The organism is Pseudomonas sp. R3-57, from assembly GCF_051132065.1.
Classification (GTDB): domain Bacteria; phylum Pseudomonadota; class Gammaproteobacteria; order Pseudomonadales; family Pseudomonadaceae; genus Aquipseudomonas.
This window is the reverse complement of sequence record NZ_CP071655.1, coordinates 3244075-3269967: the sequence shown is the minus strand read 5'-3', so window position 1 is coordinate 3269967 and position 25893 is coordinate 3244075. Positions and strand designations below refer to the sequence as shown.

At 57.6% G+C, this 25893-nt stretch carries 22 protein-coding genes and 3 pseudogenes; 8 read left to right on the top strand and 17 right to left on the bottom strand.

From position 1 onward, the window contains the following. Positions 1–71: 71 nt before the first annotated feature. The 5 genes from J3P93_RS14720 to J3P93_RS14700 all read right to left on the bottom strand — a co-directional run bounded on the left by J3P93_RS14720 (position 72) and on the right by J3P93_RS14700 (position 5391). The gene (locus tag J3P93_RS14720; RefSeq protein ID WP_434589044.1) at positions 72–1040 is read right to left on the bottom strand and encodes a 2-hydroxyacid dehydrogenase; all 969 of its coding nucleotides are present in this window, start codon (positions 1038–1040) and stop codon (positions 72–74) included. Between the two features lie 12 nt (positions 1041–1052). Further along, on the bottom strand, positions 1053–2351 hold the full coding sequence (locus J3P93_RS14715; RefSeq protein ID WP_434589042.1) for an MFS transporter: 1299 nt from the start codon (positions 2349–2351) through the stop codon (positions 1053–1055). Between the two features lie 58 nt (positions 2352–2409). Next, positions 2410–3435 (bottom strand): sugar kinase, encoded by a 1026-nt coding sequence (locus J3P93_RS14710; RefSeq protein ID WP_434589040.1) that lies wholly within the window; start codon positions 3433–3435, stop codon positions 2410–2412. Then, the gene (locus J3P93_RS14705) at positions 3428–4210 is read right to left on the bottom strand and encodes a sugar phosphate isomerase/epimerase family protein (protein WP_434589038.1); all 783 of its coding nucleotides are present in this window, start codon (positions 4208–4210) and stop codon (positions 3428–3430) included. Before J3P93_RS14705 ends, J3P93_RS14710 begins: the two co-directional genes overlap by 8 nt. A 152-nt stretch (positions 4211–4362) precedes the next feature. After that, positions 4363–5391, bottom strand: coding sequence for a LacI family DNA-binding transcriptional regulator (locus J3P93_RS14700; RefSeq protein WP_434589036.1), 1029 nt, complete (start codon positions 5389–5391; stop codon positions 4363–4365). Positions 5392–5637: 246 nt separating this feature from the next. On the opposite strand from J3P93_RS14700, the gene J3P93_RS14695 reads away from it, so the two are divergent. The 3 genes from J3P93_RS14695 (at position 5638) to J3P93_RS14685 (ending at position 11134) form a co-directional block, all read left to right on the top strand. Next, positions 5638–6465: a hypothetical protein gene (locus tag J3P93_RS14695; RefSeq protein ID WP_434589034.1), complete on the top strand. Its 828-nt coding sequence runs from the start codon at positions 5638–5640 to the stop codon at positions 6463–6465. A 115-nt stretch (positions 6466–6580) separates the two neighbouring features. Beyond that, on the top strand, positions 6581–8593 hold the full coding sequence (locus J3P93_RS14690; protein ID WP_434589032.1) for a hypothetical protein: 2013 nt from the start codon (positions 6581–6583) through the stop codon (positions 8591–8593). A gap of 189 nt (positions 8594–8782) precedes the next feature. Continuing rightward, positions 8783–11134, top strand: coding sequence for an autotransporter outer membrane beta-barrel domain-containing protein (locus tag J3P93_RS14685; protein WP_434589030.1), 2352 nt, complete (start codon positions 8783–8785; stop codon positions 11132–11134). 62 nt (positions 11135–11196) lie between these two features. Here the strand turns inward: J3P93_RS14685 and J3P93_RS14680 are convergent, their stop codons facing one another. The 4 genes from J3P93_RS14680 to J3P93_RS14665 all read right to left on the bottom strand — a co-directional run bounded on the left by J3P93_RS14680 (position 11197) and on the right by J3P93_RS14665 (position 16950). Next, complete coding sequence (locus J3P93_RS14680; protein ID WP_434589028.1) at positions 11197–11631, bottom strand: hypothetical protein; 435 nt, start codon at positions 11629–11631, stop codon at positions 11197–11199. A gap of 160 nt (positions 11632–11791) precedes the next feature. Continuing rightward, the gene (locus J3P93_RS14675; RefSeq protein WP_434589026.1) at positions 11792–12433 is read right to left on the bottom strand and encodes a DUF1345 domain-containing protein; all 642 of its coding nucleotides are present in this window, start codon (positions 12431–12433) and stop codon (positions 11792–11794) included. A 245-nt stretch (positions 12434–12678) separates the two neighbouring features. Then, positions 12679–15777 carry a multidrug efflux RND transporter permease subunit gene (locus tag J3P93_RS14670; RefSeq protein WP_434589024.1) on the bottom strand — a complete coding sequence of 1033 codons (3099 nt, stop codon included), beginning with the start codon at positions 15775–15777 and terminating at the stop codon, positions 12679–12681. Positions 15778–15792: 15 nt separating this feature from the next. Next, positions 15793–16950, bottom strand: coding sequence for an efflux RND transporter periplasmic adaptor subunit (locus tag J3P93_RS14665; RefSeq protein WP_434589022.1), 1158 nt, complete (start codon positions 16948–16950; stop codon positions 15793–15795). A 287-nt stretch (positions 16951–17237) separates the two neighbouring features. On the opposite strand from J3P93_RS14665, the gene J3P93_RS14660 reads away from it, so the two are divergent. Then, complete coding sequence (locus tag J3P93_RS14660) at positions 17238–17939, top strand: response regulator (protein WP_434589020.1); 702 nt, start codon at positions 17238–17240, stop codon at positions 17937–17939. 4 nt (positions 17940–17943) lie between these two features. Then, the gene (locus J3P93_RS14655; RefSeq protein WP_434589018.1) at positions 17944–19245 is read left to right on the top strand and encodes an ATP-binding protein; all 1302 of its coding nucleotides are present in this window, start codon (positions 17944–17946) and stop codon (positions 19243–19245) included. 332 nt (positions 19246–19577) lie between these two features. On the opposite strand, the gene pncA is transcribed toward J3P93_RS14655, so the two are convergent. The 4 genes and pseudogenes from pncA to J3P93_RS14635 form a co-directional block, all read right to left on the bottom strand. Continuing rightward, positions 19578–20204, bottom strand: a complete 627-nt coding sequence (pncA, locus tag J3P93_RS14650) for a bifunctional nicotinamidase/pyrazinamidase (protein ID WP_434589016.1) — start codon at positions 20202–20204, stop codon at positions 19578–19580. Between the two features lie 166 nt (positions 20205–20370). Further along, positions 20371–20706 (bottom strand): annotated as a pseudogene (locus J3P93_RS14645) (transcriptional regulator); the annotation flags it as partial. Then, positions 20706–21176 carry an RNA polymerase sigma factor gene (locus J3P93_RS14640; RefSeq protein ID WP_434598387.1) on the bottom strand — a complete coding sequence of 157 codons (471 nt, stop codon included), beginning with the start codon at positions 21174–21176 and terminating at the stop codon, positions 20706–20708. The pseudogene J3P93_RS14645 and the gene J3P93_RS14640, both read right to left, overlap by 1 nt. Before the next feature lie 53 nt (positions 21177–21229). Then, on the bottom strand, positions 21230–21430 hold the full coding sequence (locus tag J3P93_RS14635) for a hypothetical protein (RefSeq protein WP_157720854.1): 201 nt from the start codon (positions 21428–21430) through the stop codon (positions 21230–21232). A 159-nt stretch (positions 21431–21589) separates the two neighbouring features. On the opposite strand from J3P93_RS14635, the pseudogene J3P93_RS14630 reads away from it, so the two are divergent. Then, positions 21590–22361 (top strand): annotated as a pseudogene (locus tag J3P93_RS14630) (class I SAM-dependent methyltransferase). Between the two features lie 72 nt (positions 22362–22433). Here the strand turns inward: J3P93_RS14630 and J3P93_RS14625 are convergent. Then, entirely contained in the window at positions 22434–22772 is a 339-nt protein-coding gene (locus J3P93_RS14625; protein ID WP_434589013.1) for a DUF2834 domain-containing protein, read from the bottom strand. A gap of 249 nt (positions 22773–23021) precedes the next feature. Here J3P93_RS14625 and ilvA point away from each other — a divergent pair. Beyond that, positions 23022–24011 (top strand): annotated as a pseudogene (gene ilvA / locus J3P93_RS14620) (threonine ammonia-lyase, biosynthetic); the annotation flags it as partial. A gap of 30 nt (positions 24012–24041) precedes the next feature. On the opposite strand, the gene J3P93_RS14615 reads toward ilvA, so the two are convergent. Both J3P93_RS14615 and eco read right to left on the bottom strand, forming a co-directional pair. Beyond that, positions 24042–24347 carry an NIPSNAP family protein gene (locus tag J3P93_RS14615; protein WP_434589011.1) on the bottom strand — a complete coding sequence of 102 codons (306 nt, stop codon included), beginning with the start codon at positions 24345–24347 and terminating at the stop codon, positions 24042–24044. A gap of 21 nt (positions 24348–24368) precedes the next feature. After that, on the bottom strand, positions 24369–24854 hold the full coding sequence (gene eco / locus J3P93_RS14610; protein WP_434589009.1) for a serine protease inhibitor ecotin: 486 nt from the start codon (positions 24852–24854) through the stop codon (positions 24369–24371). A 365-nt stretch (positions 24855–25219) separates the two neighbouring features. Here eco and J3P93_RS14605 point away from each other — a divergent pair, with 365 nt between their 5' ends. Continuing rightward, a complete protein-coding gene (locus J3P93_RS14605) occupies positions 25220–25489 on the top strand; it encodes a DUF1652 domain-containing protein (RefSeq protein ID WP_434589007.1) in 270 nt (89 codons plus the stop codon). Here the strand turns inward: J3P93_RS14605 and J3P93_RS14600 are convergent. Continuing rightward, positions 25486–25884 (bottom strand): hypothetical protein, encoded by a 399-nt coding sequence (locus J3P93_RS14600; RefSeq protein WP_434589005.1) that lies wholly within the window; start codon positions 25882–25884, stop codon positions 25486–25488. The genes J3P93_RS14605 and J3P93_RS14600 overlap by 4 nt on opposite strands. Positions 25885–25893 lie beyond the last annotated feature (9 nt).

The window sequence follows — 25893 nt, the reverse complement described above, 5'->3', positions numbered from 1 at the left end:
GCACTGCGTCCCTTCGTAAGCTGGAACGCGGAGCGTCCCTTGAGGCATTCCCACGCAGAGCGTGGGAACGATCAGTGTAGAGGATTCACCAGATTCGCCGGCTTCTCCCCAGCCAACGCCGCCAGCAGATTCTCCACCGCACACCGCGCCATCGCCTCGCGCGTTTCATGCGTCGCCGAACCCATGTGCGGCGTCGCCACGACATTGTTGAGCTGCAACAACGGCGAGTCATGATCGAGCGGTTCGCGCTCGAACACATCCAGCCCCGCCGCTCGAATGCGCTGATGACGCAGCGCCTCGATCATTGCCGCCTCGTCGACGACCTTGCCGCGCGAAATGTTGATGAAAATGCTCTCCGGACGCATCAAGGCAAACTGCTCGGCGCCGATCAACTTCACAGTCTGTGCCGTCAGCGGTAAGGTCAGGCAAATGAAATCCGCCTGTCTGAGCAAGTCCTCGAGGCTGCGGTATTGCGCATCGAAGCGCTCCTCGACCGCCGGTTTGCGCGACTGGCTGTGATAGATCACTGGCATGCCAAAACCGAAATGCCCGCGCTGGGCCAGTGCCTCGCCGATGCGGCCCATGCCGATGATGCCGAGCGTCTTGCCATGTACATCGGTGCCGAAATGCGCCGGGCCGATGTTGCGGCTCCACTGGCCGCTGCGCACCATGTTCGCCAGTTCGACCACGCGCCGCGCCGCTGCGAGAATCAAGGCGAAACCAGTGTCGGCGGTGGTTTCGGTGAGCACGTCCGGCGTGTTGGTCAGCAGGATCCGGCGACGACTCAGGTAATCGATATCGTAGTTGTCGACGCCGACCGACACGCTGGCGATGGCTTGCAGTTGCGGCGCCAGATCAAGCAACGCAGCATCGAGTTTCAGACTCGCACCGAGCAAGCCGTGCGCGCGGGGCAGAGCGTCACGCAGTTGCATGAGGCCGTCGGCGTCGAGGCTTTCGATCAGTGTCACTTCGAACTGCTCTTGCAGACGCGCCATGAGTTCGGGCGAGAGTTTCTTGTACAGCACGACGTGTTTTTTCATAGAAAAGTCCTTTCAGGAATGCGCCGGCACGCGTGGCGTGGCAACGGTTTTGGCGACGACGCGGTCACTGGCGCCGGGCTTGAGAAAAATCGTCAGCACCACCGACAGCAGCAACGCACCGCTCATCAATAGATAAGACGCGCCGGGCGAACCGGTGGAGCTGTTCAGATAACCGACCAGATACGAGCCACCGAACGAACCGAGCGCGCCCATGCTGTTGATCAACGCCATGGCGCCACCGGCAACGTTGGCCGGGAGGATCTCCGGGACGATCGCGAAAAACGGCCCGTACGGCGCGTACATGCAGGCGCCGGCGATTACCAGCAGCGTGTACGACCACCAGAAATGTTCCGCGCCGAGCGCATAGGAGCCGTAAAAGGCGATGGAGGCGATCAGCAGCGGCGGCCAGACGAAGCGTTTGCGCTTCTGCAACTTGTCCGAACCCCACGACACCGCGAGCATGCCGATCACCGCCGCCAGATATGGCAGCGCCGACAGCCAGCCGGCCTCGATCATGTCCATTTTCGCTCCGGCCTTGAGGATCGACGGCAGCCACAATACGAAGCCGTAGACGCCGATGCTCCAGCAGAAAAACTGCAGCGCGAGAATGATCACTTTCGGCGAACGGAACGCCTCGGCGTAGTTCTTCACTGCTTTGATGCCGACCTGCTCAGCCGCCAGCGCGCTTTCCAGATCGTGCTTTTCCTGATCGCTGAGCCACTTGGCCTGGGCCGGACGATCATCGGCCAGACGCCACCAGATGAATGCCCAAAACACCGCCGGCAACCCTTCGATGATGAACATCCAGCGCCAGCTGAAGTGCTGCACCAGATAACCCGAGACCACCGACATCCACAGCATCGTCACCGGGTTGCCGAGGATCAGAAAGGTGTTGGCCCTCGAACGTTCGGCACGGGTGAACCAGTGGCACAGATACACCAGCATCGCCGGCATCACCGCCGCTTCGACCACGCCAAGCATGAAGCGGATGACGATCAGCCAATACGCGTTGGAGACCACTCCCGTCAGGGTAGCGAGGCCGCCCCAGAGGATCAGGCTGACGAAAATCAGTTTCTTGACGCTGTGCTTTTGCGCGTAGACCGCACCGGGCACCTGGAAGAAGAAGTAACCGAGAAAGAACAAAGCACCGAGCAGTGAGGACAGGCCCGGGGTGATCATCAGGTCTTCCGCCATGCCGGAGGCAGCGGCGAAGCCATAGTTGGCGCGATCGAGATACGCCAGGCTGTAGGTGATGAACACGATCGGCATGATGTACCACCAGCGGCGGGTGGCGAGGGTAGCGTTTTTCATGGTCTTGCTCCTGAGCTTGTTGTTTTTGTCGCAGCAGGTTCAAACAATGGGCAGCCTGTCAGGGCCTCATCGCCCGCAGGCTGGCTCCCACAGAGTTAGTGGTCGACACAATCCCCATGTGGGAGCCGGCCTGCTGGCGATCGGCGGCCTCGAATTCACCGGATAATTCCAGGCGGGTAGGGAGGCCCTCCATATCCCCACGACTCTGCACCGCCCGACTGCCAATCCAGTTCGCGCGCTGCACCGCTTCGGGAACACTCTGATGCTCGAGCAGGGCGCTGATCAGACCCACCGCAAAACCATCACCGGCACCGACCGTGTCAACGACCTGGGCCACCGGTACGCCAGCGATAAAACCCTGATCGAGCTGCGTGCGGTAAAAAGCGCCTTGCGGCCCGAGCTTGATCGCCACCGCTTCGGCGCCTTGGTCGAGATAGAACGCGGCAATGTCCGCCGGGTCTTCAAAACCGGTGAGCAAGCGGCCCTCGCTCAGGCCCGGCAAAACCCAATGGGCGAGGGCGGCGAGGCGGTTGATCTCGCTGATCATCTCGCGCTCGCTGGCCCACAGGCTCGGGCGCAGATTGGGATCGAAGGAAACGCTGTGCCCGGCATGGCGCATGCGGCTCATCAATTCAAACGACAATTCCCGCGCCGTGGCCGAAAGCGCGGGCGGAATACCGGTGGCGTGCAAATGGCGAGCGCTGAGCAAGTCTGCGGTGATCGATTGCGGCGACAAGTGACTGGCCGCCGAACCGCGGCGGAAATACTCGACCTGCGGGTCGCTGCCATCGTCATTGCGCGACTTGAACTGAAAACCGGTCGGATGCTGTTTATCAACGTCGACATGGCTGCAGTCGAGACCCTCCTTGATCAGGGTTTCGACCACGAAGCGCCCGAGGGAATCATCACCCACCCGGCTCAGCCAGGTGACATTGAAACCCAACCGCGAAAGCCCGATGGCGACGTTGCTGTCGGCACCGGCAATGCGTTTGTGAAAATGTTCGACGGCTGCCAGATCACCGCTCTGCTCTGCGACCAGCATCGCCATGGTTTCGCCGAACGAAAGAATATCGATCTCAGACATGGGCAGGCTCCAGACGCGATTGGCCGAGGCGGGCGAGGGCGGCGACATGCTCGGTGGTCAGTTGCAGCAGATCGTCGCCCTGCAAGGGATATTCGGCCGCGCGCATAACGCCTTGGGCCATGTGCCGCAGCAGTTGTTCCCACAGATGCAGGTCGCTGACGGCGGGCGGCACCGCCACCAGTTTGCCGTCGGCGCGACGCGCCACGGCTTTGCAGTGCACATAACCGACATGCCGGCCAAGGAGCCGCGCAGCGCTGGCGGCGGACTGGTCCTGCCATTGCCAGTTGCCGATATCGAAGGTCATCTTGATTGGCAGGTTGTGTTGTTCGACCGCCGCGAAGAAGCGCTGAAACGGTTCGATGCGCCCGCCGTGCAGGGTTTGATCGTTCTCGACGAGCAGTTGCACCGAGGTTCGTCGCAGACGTTCGGCCAAGGCTTGCAGGTCGTTGGTGTCGGTGAAGTAGCCGAGGGAGACTTTCAGCCATTTCGAACCGAACGCTTCGGCCTGTTGCAGCGCGGTGATCAATTCGGGATTCGGTTGCGCCTGGCCGGCGAGCCACAGTTCGGTTGGTGAGGAATAAATGCTTTGCAAACCCTGCGCCTGGGTGGCCGCCGCCAATTGCGCCGGCTCTTCGCGGGTCAGCAGCTCTTCACGCCACTCGATGCGATTGGCCCCGGCCGCGGCCAGAACGTCGATGAAGGAATCTTGCCCGCGCTGGCGCACAAGCTCGGCGCCGTAGCTGGACAGACTGATGGAAACGGCAGGTTTATTCATTGTTATTGACCTCTGAAACCGGTTTCATTTTTGTTCAAAAAAATATCAGGTGTTTTTGTATTGTCTTTTAGGGCGCTATCGCGAGCAGGCTCACTCCTACAGGGGAACGCATGCCAAACCGTGGGAGCGAGCCTGCTCGCGAAAGCGTCAGCTCAAACACCGCAAACCTCCCGGGTAGACCCACGCTCAACCAGCACCGGCGCAAAATCTACCACCCGCGCGGCCTCATCATCCCCACGCAAACGCTTGAACAGACAATCAAACGCCCGCGCGCCAATCTCCTGCGTCGGCTGGGCGAGCGCAGTAATCCCGCTGCCCACCAACGGATACCAATCCAGATCATCCAGGGCAATCAGCCCGACATCCTCGAACAACCGCGAGCCGATCGCCCGCAATACCGTCGTGGCCGCCAGCGCCGCCACGCCATTCGCGCAGAACAGTGCTTTCGGCCCGTTTCCAGGAGTGTTTAAAAAAGTTTGAAGTTGCCCTTGCAGATCAGCGCCGGTTTCCAGCACTGCCCCGGTAAGGCCCGGACGCTGCGCAATCTGCGCCTGAAAACTGCTGACTCGCTCGATACGTGAACTGGTGCCGTCATACGGTTCGGTGACCAACACCAGATTGCGATAACCGCGTTGCTCAAGATGTGCCAACGCCATTTCTACTGCCTGCGGATTGTTCAGTCCGACCATATCGCTGTCGAGGCCGGCAACTTTGCGATCCACCAGCACCATCGGCATTTCGCGATGGAGTTCGTGCAACTCGTCACGGTGATGGCCAAGGGTGTTCACGATCAGCCCTTCGATGTTGTACGAGCGCAACAGTGCCAGGTGCTGGCGTTCCTGCTCGTCATCACGGTCGGTGTTGCACACCACCAGACTGTAACCGTGCGGACGGCAAGCGGTTTCCACCCCGTGCATCACGGCAATCGAATAAGGGTTGCGGATATCGGCGACCAGCATGCCGATCAGGCGCGTGCGTCCGCGTTTCAGGCCACGGGCCATTTGGTTGGGGCGATAGCCAAGTTCGTCAATGGCTCGCTCGATGCGCAGGGCAATAGCGTCGGAGAGGAGGGCGCGGTCATCGCCAATGAAGCGCGAGACGCTGGCTTTGGACACGCCAGCGCGTTCGGCGACGTCGAGCATGGTGACGCGGCTGCGCTGTGCGGCTGAAAAATCGTTCACGAAATGTCGACCTTGTTTTTGTATCTGTCAGTTGCTGGCTGAAACCGGTTTCAGTGTTCTCTGAATCACAGAAGATGGTCAAGCCTCCTTTGAACTGTCTGGGGGGCAAAAAGCGTGACTCCGACGGACGGTCATTTGACCTGTCAGATCTGACAGTAGGCAAGGACGCGAATACGGCGCCTAATCTAATCAAACACAAAGTTGAACATAGTGTGGAATCAAGCTCTTCTTAGAGAGAAAGCTAACATGCCGCAGCGTACTCGACCCACAGCACTACCGTTTACATTGGATGGGGTCGATGCATCTGATCCGGACGGTATTGTCCCGCAGGAGATTCTTGAAAACGGAACCATTGGCAGAGTACCGCGCTGGGCGAACTTTCCCCAACCACCGGCTCCAGGAGATCCCGCCGACTACACCATACTTTATGTGTTCTGGGAGCAAAATTCGGAAATCATCGAGATTTTCAAAGAAACATATACTTATATCGATGACAAACCGGAATTCGTTTTCAGTCTTACCGCAGAACATATGGAAAAAAACGGCATTGCCTCTATTTATTATTGCCTAGAGGGCCGCAATGGTAATCCGGACCCATCGCCGCCTCGTAAATTGACCATTGTTCATCCTCCCAAACCCACACTTCGGGAGCCTGCTTTTCCTGATGCGAATATCAATGGCTATATCAATTGCTCAACGATGCCTCGCGTTTGGGAGAAGATACGGGTCGAGATAGTGCCGGAGACGGCCGGTATATTCGAAGAGCTGGATGAATGTGTCCTGGTCTGGCAGGGGTTCGATTGCCTAGGGGCAGGTGGTGCTCCACTCACTCCTCGATACACGTTCGACAAAACAATTATCGGAGACGAGTCCGTCAAAGGGTTCATCATCGATATTCCGTTCGACCCTTATATAAGGCCAATGGTTGATAACGACTCTGCAACTGCGTCATACACAATCTTCCGTCGAGGAGTTCCAGTTCATGTATCACATCGAGGCCTGGTCAAGATAGACCGAGTCAGGGTAGGTGAGCCAGAGCCCTGCGGGGGTTATCCGTTGAAGGACACATTGTAAAACTAATATTTAGCACACCAGTCTTGAGCCTCTCCATCATGCATGTCGTGCCTATTGGCGACAAGAAGTTGCTTTTAAAGACGGCTTGGGTTTTCAGTTGACGAGGAGAAAGCGAATGAACATGAAGAGTACGATTTCCAGCGGTCAGTCACAATCGCCTGTTGCTCTTGGCAGGAGGAGTCGATTCGAGCTGCGTAGTTCGAGCGTAAATGTGGGTGCGCGCTTGGCAGATCCTGAATTTGTTGGCTTGCTAGCGGGCCGACTACTGCCAAAAACGATTATCGATTCAGGCACAGCGCAGGTGAGATTCCTGACATCGACGATTGTGTCGCCAGAAGATAACGACGAATATGAGCTGTATCAACGAAAAGGCGCGGGCGGTACAGAAACCAAGGTTGCCAATGGGGACTTGGGTACGGTGGCCGGTCGCCCAGCGGAAGTGCTCATTCCTGTACCGACTGCGGTGCTGTTAGATGACGATACGAGCAAAGCGTCAACGACGTGGCAGTTCCAGTTAATTGTTTACAAAGGGAGCAACGGCAATCCAGACGAGTCACAATGGATCACTTTAGAAATTGACAGGAACCCACCAGAAGTTGAAAAGTCGACGGGTACGAAATTTCAGCCTGAAAGGGCGACCTTTTTAAACCTGCCGGGAAAAATCGTCAACGACGATTGGCTGGCCAACAATGAATTTCTCCAAATAAGCGTTAATCGAAGCTATGATTTTTATAATCAGAGCGACACTATTAATATCTATTCTGGTGCGACCTATGGCACTGGAGTATTGCTGCACACGCAGAATTTGACTGCGGATACTGTAGAAGTGCCGAGTACGGCGTTGCCAAAAGTGGATGCCCGAGAATATCTCTGGTACACCTTGACGGACCTCACGGGCAACCTGAGCGAACTGGCCCTTGCCAATGATTATCAAATTTCTCGAACCCCCGCACCAAAGCTTCATGACTGTATTTTTCCTCAGGGAATCTCTCCTGATCAGATCGATCTTAACGACGTGCAAAATACGGTTCATTTGAATGTGACGCGCCCAGACAATGCGCAAAACACTGATAGGATCGCTGCAACCGTTACCAATGGTACGGTTGAGGTCCCATTAGGTAATCGACCTCTGGGTACTGCCACTACATTGCAATTTCCTATAACGACCAGCAGGTTGTTGGCGCTTTGGGCTGACGCGGCGGCCGCAGTTCCGATTACCGGTTCCTATAAGTTTTATCGTGGTACAGAGCCGGAAGTGCCTTCAGCTAATACTACTTCGGCAATCAACTTGCTCGCCCCTGGGCCAGACAATCCCGGATTTCCAGACATCAAGAATCCGAACATGGTTGAGCTTACCGTGGTGGGAGAATCGACCACAGCCAACCACATCACAGCGAGCGATCGCCTCGCGGATATAACATTAAGCACTCCTATGATAAAGACGGGTGATACATGGGTGCCCGTGGCAGGCGACGTTGCGAGGTTCTGGATAAATGGCGCAGAAGTTGCTGACTTTACATTGACTGTGGGTAACACTGACCCCCTAAGCAAAACAATGACGCCTGCTGAGTTCGATGCTGTGATTGGTGCGCCGGGTATAAAACAGGCTTACTGGACCATTGAAAATGACACGATCAGCTCTGCCGTTGTAGAGTCGCTCAACACTTCCGTGCAAGTTGATCTCGCCAAGGTCGATCTAGATGCTCCAACGGTTCAGCTTTACAATGATCTGGTTAGCTGCCGATACCTGACGCGACCTGACCGGGAGTTGCCAGTTACCGTGCCGATTGATACGACACATATGCCGAAAGATACGGTTGTCACAGTCTACTCACAAGGCTACGAAGATGAACTCATGACCAAGGAAGTTCTCGGTACCGATTTTAGTGACACTTATACCGTACTCGGAACCGAGTCTCCTGCGGAGTTCGTATTGAATGTAAAGCCTTACCTGACGAAGCTCAAACCCATTCAACCTCCATTCAGTTCCGGGCTGCCCAATGGCTACATCAAGATTTGGTATTCGATACTTATTTCGGGTGCGCCAAATCCGTCTGAAGAGTTTTCAAATGAGGTTTCGTTGCTAAATTCAAGTAACAATTATTGTGAGGGTACGCCGACGGATTAAGGTGGTCGGACATTGTGTCGGGACAGTTAGTCGTCGTCCCGGCAGCTGGCAATAATTAGAAAGATATCGCTTTGCAATATCAGACTATTCCTACATACCAATGCGAAATGGAGCGGTAGTTTAGCGCCGCCTTGGGGTGAAGGATCCTACCTGATCTATCACCATCGTCGTACATTTGGAGAATTGGATTTGGGTACTTCAGCTCTGTGGAAAACCACACATATTTATTCACGTGCCAGGACTATTCTCTGGCTTGGAACTCCATCATTCTGTATTTCGCTGCTGGCTTGCGAGTCGGCTTTTGCCGCCGGCCTGGTTGGCACTGCTCATACAGTCAACGCTGGGGACAACGTAGAATCGTGGCAATTGTCACAAGTTGCAACATTGAATATCAATCAAGCTGAAACTCTGAGCATCACTGCTCGGGAATCTCAGGTGAACGCAACGGGCGCCGTTACTCAGCAGATTTCCGTATCCAACGGGTCACAAGTCAACCTGAGCGGAACCACCGTTACAGGGGGTAACGCGCGTGCCGGGGTTGAAATCATCAACAGCGCGGCGACTATTTCTGGCAACAGCGCTATTTCCGGTAATCGACTTGGTTTGCAAGCCGGCCGTAATATCAACTCCGGTTCCGGCTCGCAGGTGACTGTAAGCGACAGCACGATCCGCGGAGTAACAGGCGGCGCGCGGGCAACGGCCTTCAGCAGTCTCGAATTTTCGGGCTCTTTGATTGAAGGGACGGGGGCAGGAAGTTATGGCATGACGCTGCTGAGCGGAACCGCTTCTGCCATCAATGGCAGCCAGATCCGCGGTGATCAGAACGGCGTCGTGCTTGGACTAGAAGGTGCAGGCTTGCCAGCCAGCCAGTTGGCATTGCAAGGTTCAAGCGTTGCCGGTGTGAGTGGTTCGGCAGTTGTTATTGATTATGCCGGCACTAGCGCAGCCGCTTCCCGCATCGACGTGCTTGACGGCTCGACGCTGAAAGGCGGCAACGGGACGATTATCGAAGTCAAGGGGCTCGGCAGCGCAGAAGTCAACGTTGAACGCAGCGATCTGGAGGGCAACGTACAGGTATCCGATAACAGTGTGGGCTCGCTGAGTTTCAAGCAGGCTTCGTTGAATGGCAACCTGACGGCCGATACGGGAGCATCCCTGACTGTAGCATTGCAGCAGAACTCGCGATTGACCGGCGTTATGACCAATGTCGCCACCGCCAGTATCGACTCGACGTCACGCTGGAACATGACAGGTAATAGCCAGGTAGGCGAACTGCTTCTGAATGGCGGTACGGTCAAAATAGGCAACGAAAACGCCTTCTACCAATTGGACTTGCACAACCTCTCGGGCAGTGGCCTGTTTGAAATGAATGTCAATTTCGCAACCAACCAGTCAGACGTACTGAATATCACCGGAACAGCTACGGGTGATCATCGGGTATTGGTCGCCTCTACCGGTACAGAGTTGCCTAGCGGACAACCGGTGCAATTGGTACACAGCGCAGGCGGCGACGCCAGGTTCACCTTGGCCAACGTCAATGGTGAAGTAGATCTGGGCGCTTATTCATATGGCTTGAAACAAAGTGAAAGCGGCAACGACTGGTTTCTTGATCCCACAGCCCGAACGGTCAGCCCGTCTACTCGAGCTGTCACTGCGCTGTTCAATACGGCAATCACTGTGCTCGATGGGGAGGCGATGTCGTTGCGCAGCCGTATGGGCGAAGTTCGCTTCAACCATTCCAAATCCGGCGCATGGGTCAGAACCTATGGCAGCAAGTACAATGTTTCGGATGCGTTTGGTGATGGATATCGGCAGAACCAGCGAGGCTTCACGCTGGGCGCCGATGCCCCTCTGCGGATTGGTGATGGTCAGTGGTTGCTTGGAGTCATGGCCGGGCAAAGTGAGTCTGATTTGAACTTGCATCGTGGAACCAGCGGCACGATCAAAAGTTATTATATGGGCTCATATCTCACCTGGATTGATAACGCCAACGGGTACTACGTTGACAGCGTTATCAAGTTCAATCGTTTCCAGAATGAAGCCAAAGTCGGACTGAGTGATGGTAATCGGACAAAAGGCGATTATGACAATAGCGGGATCAGCGGATCAGTCGAGTTTGGTCGCCAGGTTAAATTCGATCGGGGATATTTCATCGAACCATATATCCAGGGTACCGCCGCAGTCATCCAGGGCAAGGACTATAAATTGGCAAATGGTTTGAGTGTAGAGGGCGACCGTACTCGTTCCATGCGCGGGGAGGCTGGCACCACATTCGGACGTAATTTGCAACTAAGTAACGGTATTGTTTTGCAGCCTTATCTTCGAGCTGCTATAGCTCACGAATTTTCAAAAAATAATGAGGTGCAGGTTAATAATAATGTGTTCAATAACGACCTATCCGGTTCTCGTGCCAAAGTGGGAGGTGGTGTCGCGCTGAACTTGTCCGAACGGTGGCAAGCGCATGCGGAACTCGAATACATGAAAGGTGAGAATATTGAAATGCCGATGGGTGCGACGGTGGGCATTCAACTTAAATGGTAATTGAATAAGTTTCCGGAAAGAAAAAAAGCCCCTTTTTTCATCACGGGGCTTTTATGGCGCGCTCAACTGAGCGAAGTGTTGAACGTTGCGCTGCAGGGAAATGTTCCATTCGCGTCGGCGTTGGTGATTTCTGCCGTAAATGAGCCGGTGAACTGCATGTTTTCGAGATCCAATGTATAAGTCAGCGTACCCGAGGTCGCTTTCTGTAGAGTAGGGTTCTCGGCATCTTCATAGTCGTTATAGATGACGTTTGCATCTACATCTGCATCTTTTATAGGGAGTGAACCGTCAAGCTTGCTTTTCTCGAAGACGATAGTGAAAGTTCGAACATATTTATATTGTCGGTCATATGCAATAACGTTATAAACTTCTCCTCTGCCTGCAGTTGTTCCGGATGTCAATTCCGTATACAAGGCCTTGAATTTCGATCCGCCTTCCAGATCGGCGGTGAATTCGTCATCGACGGTGTAGTCAACTCTCTTCGCTGCACTGCTCATGAATTAAAGCTCCATATTATCGAGTCGGGAAGATCCAAGCGGCGTCTTGAAGTAAGAGCGCATGGATGACTCATATAAGACGAGTATTATTAACTTGTAAACTGTCAGATATTACAGCTATGCAAGCCGCTCTTTTTGTGCTCATGTTTTTAGAGTGGACTCAGCCAAATAATCCTGCCGCAATATTGATGGAGAACCCGAGAATTGCCGTGTTGAACAAAAATCCTATCAAAGACTGCGCCAGCACGATTTTGCGAATTTGCCGTGTCGCAACTCCCACATCGGCTGTTTGAACAGCCACGCCGATCGTGAAGGAGAAGTACAAAAAATCCCAATAATTGGGGGTTGTCAGCCCTTCGGCGAAGCGCAGCGCCGGTTGCTTCCCCTCCCAGGTGTAATACAACCTCGCGTAATGCACGCAGAAGATCACCCCAATCAGCAGCCATGAACCGATCACTGTCAGCGCTGTGAAACCGTAATGCATAAGCTTGCGCGTGGTTTCCAGATCTCTGGCCCCGGCCAACTCAAAGGTGATGGTTGCAAGGCTGGCCAGTGCGGCAATGCACACCACAAACAGCACCAGACCAGCATTTTCGTCTTCGACTTCAGCGATGCGTTTGACGTCCGGTGCCTTGGCGCGCACGGTCAGCCAGAACATCAGCGCCAAGTAAGTCCATACACCGGCATTCCAGCCGATGAGGATTTTGCTGATGATGGAGTCGGCGGGCACCAACAAACCGGTGGCGAGGCCGAAGAGGGAGGCGGCGGAGAGACGCGGGTGAGTGCGGGCGAGGAAGTGCATGGAGGCTCGGCGGGCGGGTGAGGTTCCGACACCTTAGCCCAGCGATGGCGGACATGACTACAGGCTCAGGTTTCAAGAAGATCCGTGTAAGAACCGGACTGCCAGATAGCGATACAGCATTCAGGATTCATTGACTGAAAGTCAGCTATCGCCAGCAGGCTGGCTCCCACAGTGAATTGAGCTTCGGCATAAAGATTGTGCCGGGTTTGCTGGCCTAATCACTGATAGACCAGCTTCCTCAGGTGTTAGTGGTGTTTGGTGAATCGTCGTACGAGCTTGATGACAACGACAAAGAACACCGGCACGAAGATCACCGCCAGTGTCGCGGTAATCATCCCACCGATTACCCCGGTACCGATCGCTTGCTGACTCGCCGAGCTTGCGCCCGTGGCGATGGCCAATGGCACCACGCCTAGAACGAACGCCAGCGAGGTCATCACGATCGGTCGCAGGCGCAAACGTGCTGCCTGCAACGTTGCATCGATCAGGTCGTGACCTTCGTCATACAGGCTCTTGGCGAACTCGATGATCAGGATCGCATTCTTCGCCGACAGGCCGATGATGGTGATCAGGCCGACCTTGAAGAACACATCGTTGGGCATGCCGCGCAGCGTCACGGCCAACACCGCGCCGAGCACGCCTAGCGGCACGACCAGCAACACCGAAGTCGGAATCGACCAGCTCTCGTACAGCGCCGCCAGACACAGAAACACCACCAGCAACGACAAACCCAGCAGGATCGGCGCTTGGTTACCGGACAAGCGTTCCTGCAACGACAGGCCGGTCCATTCCTGGCCCAGGCCTTTCGGCCCCTGCGCAACCAGACGCTCGATTTCCTCCATGGCCTCACCGGTGCTGTGCCCCGGTGATGGTTCGCCGGAAATCGCAATCGCCGGATAGCCGTTGTAGCGCGTCAACTGCGCCGGGCCCTGAATCCAGTTGGCCTGCACGAATGCCGACAGCGGCACCATGTGCCCGGTGTTGTTGCGCACATGCATTTTCAGCAGATCGGCGACCTGGCTGCGTTGATCGCCTTCTGCTTGCACGACAACGCGCTGCATCCGTCCCTGATTGGGGAAGTCATTGATGTAGCTCGAGCCCACCGCAGTCGACAGGGCGTTACCTATGTCCGCGAAGGAAACGCCCAGCGCGTTCGCCTGTTTGCGATCAACGACTAGCTGTACTTGCGGCGCCTCGGCCAACGCGCTCTCACGCACGTTCATCAATATCGGACTCTTCTCAGCGGCGGCGAGCAATTCACTGCGCGCCTGCATCAAGGTCGCATGACCGAGCCCGCCACGGTCCTGCAAACGGAACTCGAAACCGCTCGATGTACCCAGGCCATCTACCGGCGGAGGAAGGACCGAAAACGCCATGGCGTCTTTGATTTCACTCAGGGCGATGTTGGCGCGATCGGCAATTGAACTGGCGGAGTCTTCGCTGCCGCGCTGTGACCAGTCCTTCAATGTCGAAAACGCCAGTGCCGCGTTCTGCCCGCTACCGGAGAAACTGAAACCGAGGATCACCACAGTGTCGCTGATACCCGACTCGCCAGCGTTATGTGCTTCCAGCTGCTCAGCCACGGCCACCGTACGATTCTTGGTCGCACCGGGCGGCAGTTGAATGTCGGTGATGGTGTAACCCTGATCTTCTACCGGCAAAAACGAGGAGGGCAGGCGCGCAAAACAAAAGCCCAGTCCGAGCAGCAGTACGACGTAGATCAGCAGATAACGGCCGCTGCGTTTCAATGCAAGGCCGACCCAGCCCTGATAGCGGTCAGTCAGTTGCTCGAAGCGCCGGTTGAACCAGCCGAAGAACCCGGTCTTTTCATGATGTTCACCTTTGGCAATTGGCTTGAGCAATGTGGCGCACAACGCCGGGGTCAGCGTCAGCGCCAGGAAAGCCGAGAACAGGATTGAGGTCGCCATCGACAACGAGAACTGCTGGTAAATCACGCCGACCGAGCCTTGCATGAACGCCATCGGAATAAACACCGCTACCAGAACCAGCGTGATGCCGATGATTGCGCCGGTAATCTGGGTCATTGCCTTGCGCGTGGCTTCCTTCGGCGACAAGCCTTCGCTGGCCATGATCCGCTCGACGTTCTCCACCACGACAATGGCGTCGTCGACCAGAATGCCAATCGCCAGCACCATGCCGAACATGGTCAGCACATTGATCGAGAAACCCAGCGCGAGCATAGTCGCGAAGGTGCCCATCAGTGCCACCGGCACCACCAGCGTCGGGATCAGCGTATAGCGCACGTTCTGCAGGAACAGGAACATCACCGCGAACACCAGCAGCATCGCTTCGCCGAGGGTGTAGACCACTTTGGTGATCGAGACCTTGACGAAAGGCGAGGTGTCGTAAGGGATCTTGTATTCAACGCCCGCCGGGAAATAGCGCGAGAGCTCATCCATCTTCGCCCGCACCAGTGTTGCGGTGTTGAGGGCATTGGCCCCCGGCGACAGTTGTACGCCAACCGCTGTCGATGGCTTGCCGTTCAGGCGTGTGCCGAACTGGTATTCCTGGCTGCCGATCTCGACCCGCGCCACATCACCGACGCGCACGGTGGAACCGTCGCGATTGGCCTTGAGCACGATGTCGGCGAATTCTTGCGGCGTCGATAACTGACCTTTCACCAGTATTGTTGCGGTGATTTCCTGCGACGCCGGTGACGGCAGATCTCCGATGCTGCCGGCTGAGACCTGCGCGTTCTGCGCGACGATGGCGGCGTTGACGTCGGCAGGCGTCAGGTCGAAAGCGATCAGCTTCTGCGGATCGATCCAGATGCGCATGGCCCGCTCGGCGCCATACAGCTGCGCCTTGCCGACGCCCTCCAGACGCTTGATCTCGTTCATCACGTTGCGCGCCAGATAATCGCTGAGCGCGACGTCATCGAGCTTGCCATCGCTGGAGGTCAGGGTGATCAGCAACAGAAAGCCGGAAGAGACTTTCTCCACCTGCAGACCTTGCTGGTTGACCGCTTGCGGCAGGCGCGACTCGACCACTTTGAGACGGTTCTGCACGTCGACCTGGGCCAGCTCCGGGTTGGTGCCGGGCTGGAAAGTAGCTTTGATCGTCGCGCTGCCGAGGCTGCTCTGCGATTCGAAGTACAGCAGATGATCGGCGCCGTTGAGCTCTTCCTCGATCAGGCTGACCACGCTTTCATCGACGGTCTGCGCCGAGGCGCCGGGGTACACGGCGTAGATTTCGATCTGCGGCGGCGCGACATCAGGGTACTGCGCCACCGGTAATTGCGGGATGGCCAGCGCACCGGCCAGCAGGATGAACAGCGCGACGACCCAGGCGAATACCGGGCGATCGATAAAGAACTGCGGCATGAAAAAGCGTCCTGCTTACTGACCCGAGGTCTGGGCAATGGGAAGAGGGCTGTCGTCGATCTGCACGGTTTCGCCGGGACGGGCATGTTGCAGACCTTCGACGACGATGCGGTCACCGGGCTTGAGGCCGCCGGTGACGATCCAGCGATTATTCTGCACCGCGCCCAGTTGCACCGGTTGCTGGGCAATGCGCATCTGTGCGTCGACCGTCAGCACCTGGGCAATGCCGGCGCTGTCGCGCTGCACGGCGCGTTGTGGCACGGTGATGCCATTGGCGATCGTGGCCTGTTCCAGACGTACGCGAATGAAACTGCCCGGCAGCAAGTCGAGATCGGGGTTGGGGAATTCGCTGCGCAGGATGATCTGCCCCGTGCCCGGGTCGACAGTAATGTCACTGAACAGCAGTTTGCCGGGCAGCGGATAAAGACTGCCGTCATCCTGGATCAGCGTGGCTTTGACCTGGTCCTGACCGACTTCCTGCAACTGACCGGAGCGGAACGCGCGGCGCAGCTCGTTGAGTTCGCGGGTCGACTGGGTGAGATCGGCGTGGATCGGATTGAGCTGCTGAATCAGCGCCAGCGGCGTGGTTTCGTTCTGCCCGACCAGCGCACCTTCAGTGACCAGTGCGCGACCGACACGACCGGAAATCGGCGCCGTGACGGTGGCGTAGCCGAGATTCAGTTTCGCCCGTTCCACCGCTGCTTTGTTCGCCGCTACGTCAGCAGCGGTCTGCCGCGCGTTGGCACGGGCGTTGTCGTAGTCCTGAGCGCTGATGGCCTTGTCGTCGATCAGCTGCGCATAGCGCTGCTCTTGCAGTTTCGCCTGGAACGCATTGGCTTCAGCCTTGCGCAGCGCAGCTTCGGCGCTGTCGAGGTCGGCCTTGAAGGGGGCCGGGTCGATGCGGAACAGCACATCGCCCTTTTTCACGTCGCTGCCTTCGCGAAAGGTCCGTTGCAGGACCACGCCGGCGACTCGTGCGCGGACTTCGGCAATCCGTGGCGCGGCAATGCGCCCGCTGAGTTCGCTGCTGAGCGTCAGGGGATGCGCCTCGATCGTTTCGATGCGCACCGTGGCCGGCGGTGCCTGCACCTCGGCTTCCGACGACGAATCACAGGCGCTCAGCGTCAGCGTCAGCGCGATCAGGCCGAGCCCGGCCAGCAGTTTGTTCGACATGTACAACCCCCACTATTGAAGTCCGCATCCTACGGGCAGACGCCGAGATTAGCGGTGAAGCTTTGTAGGCGCTGTGTGAAATTGTGTAAGGGTTTTGCTCGGGCAGGGGTGAGGGCGTATATCCTGCAAGCCTTGAAATTTATTGCGACAGATAAAACATCGCCGGCAGGCTGGCTCCACAGTGTTACCGGGTGTTCACAAGATCTGTGTTCACTCCCAGACCTGTGGGAGCCAGCCTGCTGGCGATAGCGGTCGGACCGTCGCCACAGCACTTTCTGGAACACCCCATGCCCAACATCCTCCTGGTCGAAGACGACACCGCTCTGGCCGAATTGATTTCCAGCTACCTGGAGCGCAACGGTTATTCCGTCAGCGTCATTGGCCGTGGCGACCACGTGCGCGAGCGGGCGCGGGTCAACCCGCCGGATCTGGTGATCCTCGACCTGATGCTGCCGGGCCTCGACGGCTTGCAGGTGTGCCGCTTGCTGCGCGCCGATTCGGCGACGCTGCCGATCCTGATGCTCACCGCCCGCGATGACAGCCATGATCAGGTGCTGGGCCTGGAGATGGGCGCCGACGATTACGTCACCAAACCGTGCGAGCCGCGCGTACTGCTGGCACGCGTGCGCACGCTGTTGCGCCGCAGCAGCCTCGGCGAGCCGCAGACGGTCAATGACCGTATCGTCATGGGCAATCTGTGCATCGACCTGTCCGAGCGCACCGTGACCTGGCGCGAGCAAGCGGTGGAGCTGTCCAGCGGCGAATACAACCTGCTGGTGGTGCTGGCCCGGCATGCCGGTGAAGTGCTCAGCCGCGACCAGATTCTTCAGCGCCTGCGCGGTATCGAATTCAACGGCACCGACCGTTCGGTGGATGTAGCGATTTCCAAGCTGCGGCGCAAATTCGACGACCATGCCGGCGAGGCGCGCAAGATCAAGACCGTGTGGGGCAAGGGCTACCTGTTCAGCCGCTCCGAATGGGAATGCTGAGCTGATGTTTCGCATCCTGTTTCGCCTGTATCTGGTGACGATCGTCTCCTACAGTGCGGCGATCTATCTGGTGCCGGACCTGGTAGTGATGGCGTTCAGAGAGCGCTTCGTTACGTACAACCTCGACTATTCGCGCGGCCTGCAATCGCTGATCACCCGCCAGTTTCATGCGGTGCCGCAAGATCAGTGGCCGGCTCTGGCGGCGTCGCTGGACAAGGATTTCCAGCCGTTGCACATTGTTCTGGCGCGCATTGACGACGCCAAATTCACTGATACAGAGCGTGAGCGTCTGCGTCGGGGCGAGAACATCGTGCGCATCGGCGATTGGGGCTGGCGCACACTGGCAGTAGCGCCGCTGAACGACACCACAGCGGTGAAGATGGTGGTGCCGCCGGATCCGATGGACGTCGATCTGCTGTACTGGAGCATCAACGTGTTGATCGGCGCGACATTGCTGGCGTGCCTGTTGATGTGGTTGCGCCCGCACTGGCGTGATCTGGAGCGCCTCAAAGGCACCGCCGAACGTTTCGGTAAAGGGCATCTGAGCGAGCGCACACACATCGCCGCAAGCTCGAACATCGGCAGCCTCGCGCATGTCTTCGACACCATGGCCGGCGACATCGAAAAACTGCTCAATCAACAGCGTGATCTGCTCAACGCCGTGTCCCATGAACTGCGCACGCCATTGACGCGTCTGGATTTCGGCCTGGCGCTGGCGCTGTCCGATGACTTGCCGGCCGCCAGCCGCGAGCGCTTGCAAGGACTGGTCGCGCACATTCGTGAGCTGGATGAATTGGTGCTGGAGTTGCTGTCCTACAGCCGTTTGCAGAATCCGGCGCAGCTACCCGAACAGGTCGAAGTAGCGCTGGACGAATTTATTGACAGCATTCTTGGCAGCGTCGACGAAGAACTGGAGTCGCCGGAGATCATTATCGACGTGTTGCTGCACGGTCAGCTCGAACGCTTTTCGCTCGATCCTCGCCTGACCGCTCGGGCTATCCAGAATCTGTTGCGCAACGCCATGCGCTATTGCGAGAAACGTATTCAGATTGGCGTGCAGGTCCATGCCGAGGGCTGTGAGATCTGGGTCGACGACGACGGCATCGGCATTCCCGACGATGAGCGTGAGCGGATTTTCGAACCGTTCTATCGACTCGATCGCAGTCGTGACCGGGCTACCGGTGGGTTTGGCCTGGGCCTGGCAATCAGCCGCCGGGCACTCGAAGCCCAGGGCGGCACACTGACCGTCGAACCTTCACCGCTGGGCGGTGCGCGGTTCAGGTTGTGGCTGCCGACGAAAGCCTGAGATTCCAACGCCTCAGATATCAGTGTGCCTTGTGGGAGCGAGCCTGCTCGCACAGGTTCTGGGTTGCAGCTCTGTTGCGGGTACAACACAAAAAACTGTGGGAGCCAGCCTGCTGGCGATGGCAGCGGGTCAGTCGAATCAACTTTGACTGGTAAACCGCTATCGCGAGCAGGCTCACTCCTACAGTTACTGCGTTTCAGCTCTATTGCGGGCACAACACAAAAACACTGTGGGAGCGAGCCTGCTCGCGAAGGCGGTCTATGAGCGAAGCATGATTCGACTGATCCAACGCCATCGCGAGCAGGCTCGCTTCCACAGAGGGCTTGCGTTGTTCACGCGAGTTCTGTCGATTGAATCAACTCAACGCCGGCGCTCTGCATCCGCTCAATCGCCGCTGCCAGTGATCCACTCATATCGATTGCCCGACACGCATCCAGCACCACGTAAGCATTGAAACCCGCCGCTCGCGCATCCAGCGCAGAGAACATCACACAGAAATCCAGCGCCAGTCCGACCATGTAAACGGTGTCGATGCCGCGTTCTTTGAGATAACCCGACAGGCCGGTGGTGGTGCAGCGATCGGCCTCCAGAAACGCCGAATAGCTGTCGATCTCAGGATTGCAGCCCTTGCGAATGATCAACTGGGCGTGCGGCAAGTCGAGTTCAGGGTGAAGCTCGGCGCCGGCTGTGCCTTGCACACAGTGCTCAGGCCACAGCGTTTGTTCGCCATAGGGCAGTTGAACGCTATCGAAGGGTTGCTTGCCGGGATGCCTGGAGGCAAACGAAGCGTGGCCCGGCGGGTGCCAGTCCTGAGCGATAATGACCTGGATGAACTGGCGGGCGAGCCGGTTGATCAACGGCACAATAAGATCACCTTCCGGCACTGGCAATTGCCGGCCGGGGATGAAATCGTTTTGCACGTCGATCACCAACAACGCGGTACGGGATGAATCAGGCATTGCGTGTCCTCCTTGAAAACCAGTCGCTCAGCATAGTTCAGGACTGCTCATGCGCCGAGGCGGCTTTTAACGATTTCGCCTTTCTTTCAAGTTCTGGCGCAGCGTCGTGCCCGCTCGTGGGCCAGCGCTTGCTTACCGCGTTCGGAGCGGGTAACGAACACTGGTTTGACCGTGTTGCCTGCCAGCCAAGGAACGCGCGATCGGCCAACACGCCAGCGGCAAACAACGCTGCCGCGGCGACAGCGATAAACCAGCGACGGCTCAGCCTCGGTTTTTCAGGCGAAGGAATCGCGTCCAGTCGCGCCTGCAACCGTTCGAGAGGTGCCTGTTGCGCAAGTTCGTCATAGGCGTTTTGGTAGGGCAGATTACTGCGACTGAGCCACTGCACGCGCAGGTTGAGCAATGCGTCGTCGGCAATGGCCTGTTCCAGCAGGTTGCGTTGCTCAGCGCCGAGTTCATTGTCGAGCCAGGCGACCAGTTGCTCATCCGAAGGTGTCTTCATCAGTGGTCAGCCTCGGTAGAGGTCGCAACCGGGTACAGCGGTGGGTATTCAGCCAGTTTCAACCGGGCGGTGGCTAGACGCGTCATGACTGTCGCAACAGGCACATGCAGAATTTCGGCGACTTCGCTGTAGGAAAAACCTTCGACGTAAGCAAGATAAACCGTCTCGCGCTGGGTTTCCGGCAAGGCATCGACACGGCGAATGACCTGCGCAGCCATCACGTGGGGTTTCCCAGCAAATGCGTTGTCAGCCTCTGCGCCATTCCGGGCGGGTTCCTGACGCACTCGGCGCGTGCGCACTTCGTTGATCCAGATTGAATGCAACAGGCCCAACAACCATCGCTCCATCCGCATACCGGCCACGTACTGACTCGCACGTTCAAGCGCGCACACGCAAGTCGCGTGCACCAGATCCTCGGCCACATGCCGATTGCGCGACAACAGCAAACCGTAGCGCCACAGTCGCGCCAGATGTTGTCCGAGTTCTGCTCTGAAGGCGTGCTCGCTGATGGCGGCTTCCCTTATCAATGTTCAGGTTGTGATGAATCGTGGACAGCGCTGGTCTGCAACGCGCATTTCTGCGATTTGCTGTCCCAGACCTGACCTTTCGGGCATTCGGGTTTTTGCACCGGCTGGCCTTTTTCTTCGGTGGCCAGCGCCAACGGGCTGGAGATCACCGCGACCAACAGCCACGGGGCGGCGAACATAACGGAACGGATAGTCATGGGCAAGGCTCCACAGAAGGTTAAGTCCGCGTCGGGACAAAACCGGGTGAAATTTCGTTCATTACATTGTCAGTGACTGTTCAGGGTGCGGATAAATTCAAGCGCTATGCTCGGGAGGATCTGCCGTCGATCCGATGTATTGCCGTAGGGAGCATTGCCATGAATGATCAGGTCCATCACTCAGCCGCGACCGGTTACAGGACCGCCGCCGACACCTACGTCAAAGGCCGGCCGGACTATCCGCCGCAGACCAGCAAATGGTTGTCTGCGACCTTGGGCCTGGATGGGCACAAGACCGTGATTGATCTGGGCGCCGGCACCGGCAAGTTCACCGGCCGCCTGGTGGCGACTGGTGCGCAAGTCATCGCAGTGGAATCGGTCGCGCAAATGCTGGGCAAGCTTTCGGATGCATGGCCTGACGTGTTGGCCGTGAGCGGTACGGCGACTGATCTGCCCTTGCCGGACGCCTCAGTCGATGCGGTGGTCTGCGCACAAGCGTTTCATTGGTTCGCCAGTGCCGAGGCGTTGAGCGAAATCGCCCGAGTGCTCAAACCCGGTGGCAAGTTGGGGTTGATCTGGAACCTGCGTGATACGCAGGTCAGTTGGGTGCCGAAACTCGATGCGATCGGCAACGCTATGGAGGGCGACACGCCGCGCTATTACACAGGTGCCTGGCGCGAGGCGTTTCCGCATCCGGCGTTTGGGGCGTTAGGCCGAACGGTTTCACCATGAGCACAGCGGCTCGCCCGAGGATGTGCTGTTCAATCGGGTGCGTTCGACCAGTTTCATCGCCGCTCTACCCGAGGGGCAGCGTGCGATGGTGGATGAGCAGCTTCGTGCTTTGATTGCCGCGGAACCCGAATTGCGTGGCAGAGATGTGGTAACGGTGCCTTACGAAACCGCCGCGTTCGTCGCGCTGAAAAAGGGCTGACTGTCCATGCCGTTCCCATGTGGGAGCGAGCCTGCTCGCGATGGCCATCTACGCGGCGACCCATCACGCCGATCAGATTGTCCGGGCCAGATCCGCAGCCTTACGGTTGCGATCGCGGACTCCGCGTACCACCAGATACAACAACGGCCCAACCGAAACAAAAACTGCTGTGAGCAGCAAATACGGCACCACCGACCAAAACGATTGCCCGCGCGACCGGGCATCCTTGACCATCCAGACGCCCGCGAGCGTTGCCAGCAAGTACAGATCGATAACAACCTGCGCAGTGTCCGGACGCGACATCAGGCTGATGCCGAAATCGATCAACGACTGTTCGGCCTGGAGCATCACCGAAACGGTGTAACCGCCAAAAGCGAGCAGAGCGGTGAGGGGCAGGGCGATGGGGATCATGCGTGCCTTCCTTGGTGCGATGAGAGAGTCGCTACACTAACGCTTGCGGCTGAATTTGGCCATTGACTCGCCCGCAGCGCGCAGGCTACTTTGCAGCACATGACTTCCACCGTATTGCGCTGCCAGCCAAGCATTATTACCGCCATTCCTCATTTGGCGGGCTAGCTCACGACTGCAGCACCCAACCCGCCCTAGAGGCGGGTTTTCATTTTCTGTCTCCGGGGTTTTCAACAACGTCAGGAGACGACCATGCCGCACAGCCCCGACCAGCAAGCCCTGCTTGAGCACTACGTAAAAAAGATCCTTGCTGCGCCGGTGTATGACATTGCCATGCGCACCCCATTGCAAGCGGCGCCGGCGCTGTCGGATGCGCTGGGCAATCGGGTCTTGCTCAAGCGTGAGGACCTGCAGCCGACGTTCTCCTTCAAGATCCGTGGCGCCTACAACAAACTGGTGCAATTGAGCGAAGAACAGAAAGCACGCGGGGTGATCACCGCCTCGGCTGGCAACCATGCCCAGGGTGTGGCGCTGGCGGCACGCGAACTGGGCATCACGGCGACGATCGTCATGCCATCCACCACGCCCGAACTCAAGGTACAAGGCGTGCGCAGTCGTGGTGCCGAAGCGCTGCTGCATGGCGAGAGTTTCCCGTTCGCACTGGCCCATGCACTGCAACTGGCCGAACTCAGCGGACGCACCTTCGTGTCGCCATTCGATGATCCCGAGGTGATTGCCGGGCAGGGCACTGTGGCAATGGAAATCCTGCGGCAGCATCAGGGGGAGCTGAACGCAATCTTTGTTCCGGTGGGCGGTGGCGGGCTGATTGCGGGCATCGCCGCTTACGTCAAATACCTGCGTCCTGAAGTGCGCATCATCGGCGTTGAATCCGAACACTCGGCTTGCCTGAAAGCTGCGCTGGACGCGGATCAGCGTGTGGTGTTGCCCAGTGTTGGCACTTTCGCCGATGGCGTGGCAGTGGCGCAGATCGGCGCGTTTGGTTTTGAGATCTGCCGCTTTTGCGTTGACGAGGTGATCACCGTCAGCAACGACGACCTCTGTGCCGCGATCAAGAACATCTACGACGACACGCGCTCGATCACCGAGCCTTCCGGTGCCTTGGCAGTGGCGGGTATCAAGCAATACGTGGCACGAACGGGTGCGCAGGGGCAGACTTTCGTGGCGATTGATTCGGGCGCCAATATCAACTTCGACAGTCTGCGTCATGTCGCCGAGCGCGCCGCGGTGTGCGGCGTTCCGGCTTGATGAACGTTACGGCAGCATCGGGCGCAGGAAGCTGCGCTCGTAACTGACGATGAATTTCTTCTCTACAAGATTGGCAACCAGTGCGGTGCTTTCCGCATCAGTCATCGCAACGTGCCGATAGCTTTCGTAGTCTGCCAGCGAGGGAAAGCTGAACAGACAATAAGCGATATTGCTCGCGCCTTCGGAGGGAAGAAAGTAACCGTGATGGGTGCCGCCCAAACGCTCGACGATACCAAGCCAGGCTTTGGCGTAATCTTCAAACTCGGTCAACTGATAGGGATCAATCACGTATTTGACGTGGCAGGTAATCAAACCGTGCACTCCTTGCTGTGGTTATTCCGGCAGCGCCGTGCCGACTTTTTCAGATGCCGACCAGATCCGATAACGCACTTCTACGTCGGACGGTGCGTAGACCACAACCGGTAATTTGCTGTTGTAGCGCAGTTTGAAACCGTCACCGATAACCGGTACGAACACGCGTTTCTTCTGCGAGCCGGGCGGGCAGGCCATCATCGTGCTCACCGGGCCGCTGACGTTTTCAAGGCGATAGAACGGATAACCCCAGCCTTCGAGGTTCTTTTCGACCAGCGTGCCGCCGAGTCGCTGGCGATTGCAATCAACTTCAAGAGTTTTGCCAGCAAGGATTTCGATCTGGAAGTTTTCTTCCTGCTCTTGCTTGGGCAGGTGAATCACTTGACGGGAGAAGCCGGTTTCAGCCTTTGGATACGGTGCGACGTCTTCGAGCTTGGCCGCGTGGGCGAGGGTGGACAGGCTGGCCACAAGCAGCCCGGTGGTCGCATATACGCGTAAAGAACCCATGGAAGCCTCCGTGCGGATGTCGGGGTAGTGGAGGCATTCTTGCTGTCATGGATGCTGAATGCAAATCGGGGCGTAGTTGCAAAATGCAGTGCTTGGGCAGGACTTTCTTGCATTTTGCAAATAGCAAAATGCTGGCCAGTTCGCCAAGTGACTGATTTATAAGGCGCGACAAGAAGCCGATCAAAGGCACGCTTTATGCGTTCTATTAGTGCGGCGCACCGGATTTGGGCGCCTACACTCCAATGGGCATTTCGCAGTACCGCCGCTTGACGCACCCAAGGAAACAGCGGGGACACACCCGCGCAGGGGCGCCACGGCCAGCGTGAATACTTGATTGGCATCTCACAGTAAGGAGAGGGTTCGCCATGTTTCTGTCTGCCTTGGAACTACGCAACATCATCGAAAGCAGTTTTCTGCCGAAACGCTGCCAATGCACGCTGTCGCCGGATCTGTCGATGACCGTCAAGGTCTTCGGCGATCATCGTACCGATCAGGTTGATCTGCAGGTCAACGGCATTGATGCGAGTCGGCTCAACAGCTGTCGCGAAATCAACAACCTGGTCGCGGGGCTTCGCTCCGATCTGGCCCAACAAACTGCGCCGCATCAGAGCACCGTCCGCTCGCGAGCGGTTTAACGCACCGTTTCACCCAGTTCGACCGTCACGCGCCGGGCCTGCACAAAGCCAAGGCCCAGCGCGAACTCGACCAGCACCGCGACCAAAATCCCGGGGCCGGCATGACCGTTGAGCCATTCCGCAAAACCCAGCACCGCCAACCCCAGACAGCCAACGATAAACCCATTGCTCAGCGCATTGCGCCCCAGCGACGGCGGTGCATTGCGCACCAGATAAAACATCACCCCCAATGCCGCAAACAGCACTGCACTGCGCCGCGCGACAAAACCGACCCCCTCGGAATACTCGATGCTCCAGATCGCCAACAGCAGTTCGGGGAAAATGCCCCAGGCCAGCGCCAACAGAAGACACAACGAACACGTGAGACCGGACAACGTGCGAAACGACAACTGCATGGCGAATCC

Excerpts from the sequence above, each read along its gene's own strand:
- J3P93_RS14720 (WP_434589044.1), bottom strand. The coding sequence starts at position 1,040 with ATGAAAAAACACGTCGTGCTGTACAAGAAACTCTCGCCCGAACTCATG.
- J3P93_RS14715 (WP_434589042.1), bottom strand. The coding sequence starts at position 2,351 with ATGAAAAACGCTACCCTCGCCACCCGCCGCTGGTGGTACATCATGCCG.
- J3P93_RS14710 (WP_434589040.1), bottom strand. The coding sequence starts at position 3,435 with ATGTCTGAGATCGATATTCTTTCGTTCGGCGAAACCATGGCGATGCTG.
- J3P93_RS14705 (WP_434589038.1), bottom strand. The coding sequence starts at position 4,210 with ATGAATAAACCTGCCGTTTCCATCAGTCTGTCCAGCTACGGCGCCGAG.
- J3P93_RS14695 (WP_434589034.1), top strand. The coding sequence starts at position 5,638 with ATGCCGCAGCGTACTCGACCCACAGCACTACCGTTTACATTGGATGGG.
- J3P93_RS14690 (WP_434589032.1), top strand. The coding sequence starts at position 6,581 with ATGAACATGAAGAGTACGATTTCCAGCGGTCAGTCACAATCGCCTGTT.
- J3P93_RS14680 (WP_434589028.1), bottom strand. The coding sequence starts at position 11,631 with ATGAGCAGTGCAGCGAAGAGAGTTGACTACACCGTCGATGACGAATTC.
- J3P93_RS14675 (WP_434589026.1), bottom strand. The coding sequence starts at position 12,433 with ATGCACTTCCTCGCCCGCACTCACCCGCGTCTCTCCGCCGCCTCCCTC.
- J3P93_RS14670 (WP_434589024.1), bottom strand. The coding sequence starts at position 15,777 with ATGCCGCAGTTCTTTATCGATCGCCCGGTATTCGCCTGGGTCGTCGCG.
- J3P93_RS14665 (WP_434589022.1), bottom strand. The coding sequence starts at position 16,950 with ATGTCGAACAAACTGCTGGCCGGGCTCGGCCTGATCGCGCTGACGCTG.
- J3P93_RS14660 (WP_434589020.1), top strand. The coding sequence starts at position 17,238 with ATGCCCAACATCCTCCTGGTCGAAGACGACACCGCTCTGGCCGAATTG.
- J3P93_RS14655 (WP_434589018.1), top strand. The coding sequence starts at position 17,944 with ATGTTTCGCATCCTGTTTCGCCTGTATCTGGTGACGATCGTCTCCTAC.
- pncA (WP_434589016.1), bottom strand. The coding sequence starts at position 20,204 with ATGCCTGATTCATCCCGTACCGCGTTGTTGGTGATCGACGTGCAAAAC.
- J3P93_RS14635 (WP_157720854.1), bottom strand. The coding sequence starts at position 21,430 with ATGACTATCCGTTCCGTTATGTTCGCCGCCCCGTGGCTGTTGGTCGCG.
- J3P93_RS14625 (WP_434589013.1), bottom strand. The coding sequence starts at position 22,772 with ATGATCCCCATCGCCCTGCCCCTCACCGCTCTGCTCGCTTTTGGCGGT.
- eco (WP_434589009.1), bottom strand. The coding sequence starts at position 24,854 with ATGGGTTCTTTACGCGTATATGCGACCACCGGGCTGCTTGTGGCCAGC.
- J3P93_RS14605 (WP_434589007.1), top strand. The coding sequence starts at position 25,220 with ATGTTTCTGTCTGCCTTGGAACTACGCAACATCATCGAAAGCAGTTTT.
- J3P93_RS14600 (WP_434589005.1), bottom strand. The coding sequence starts at position 25,884 with ATGCAGTTGTCGTTTCGCACGTTGTCCGGTCTCACGTGTTCGTTGTGT.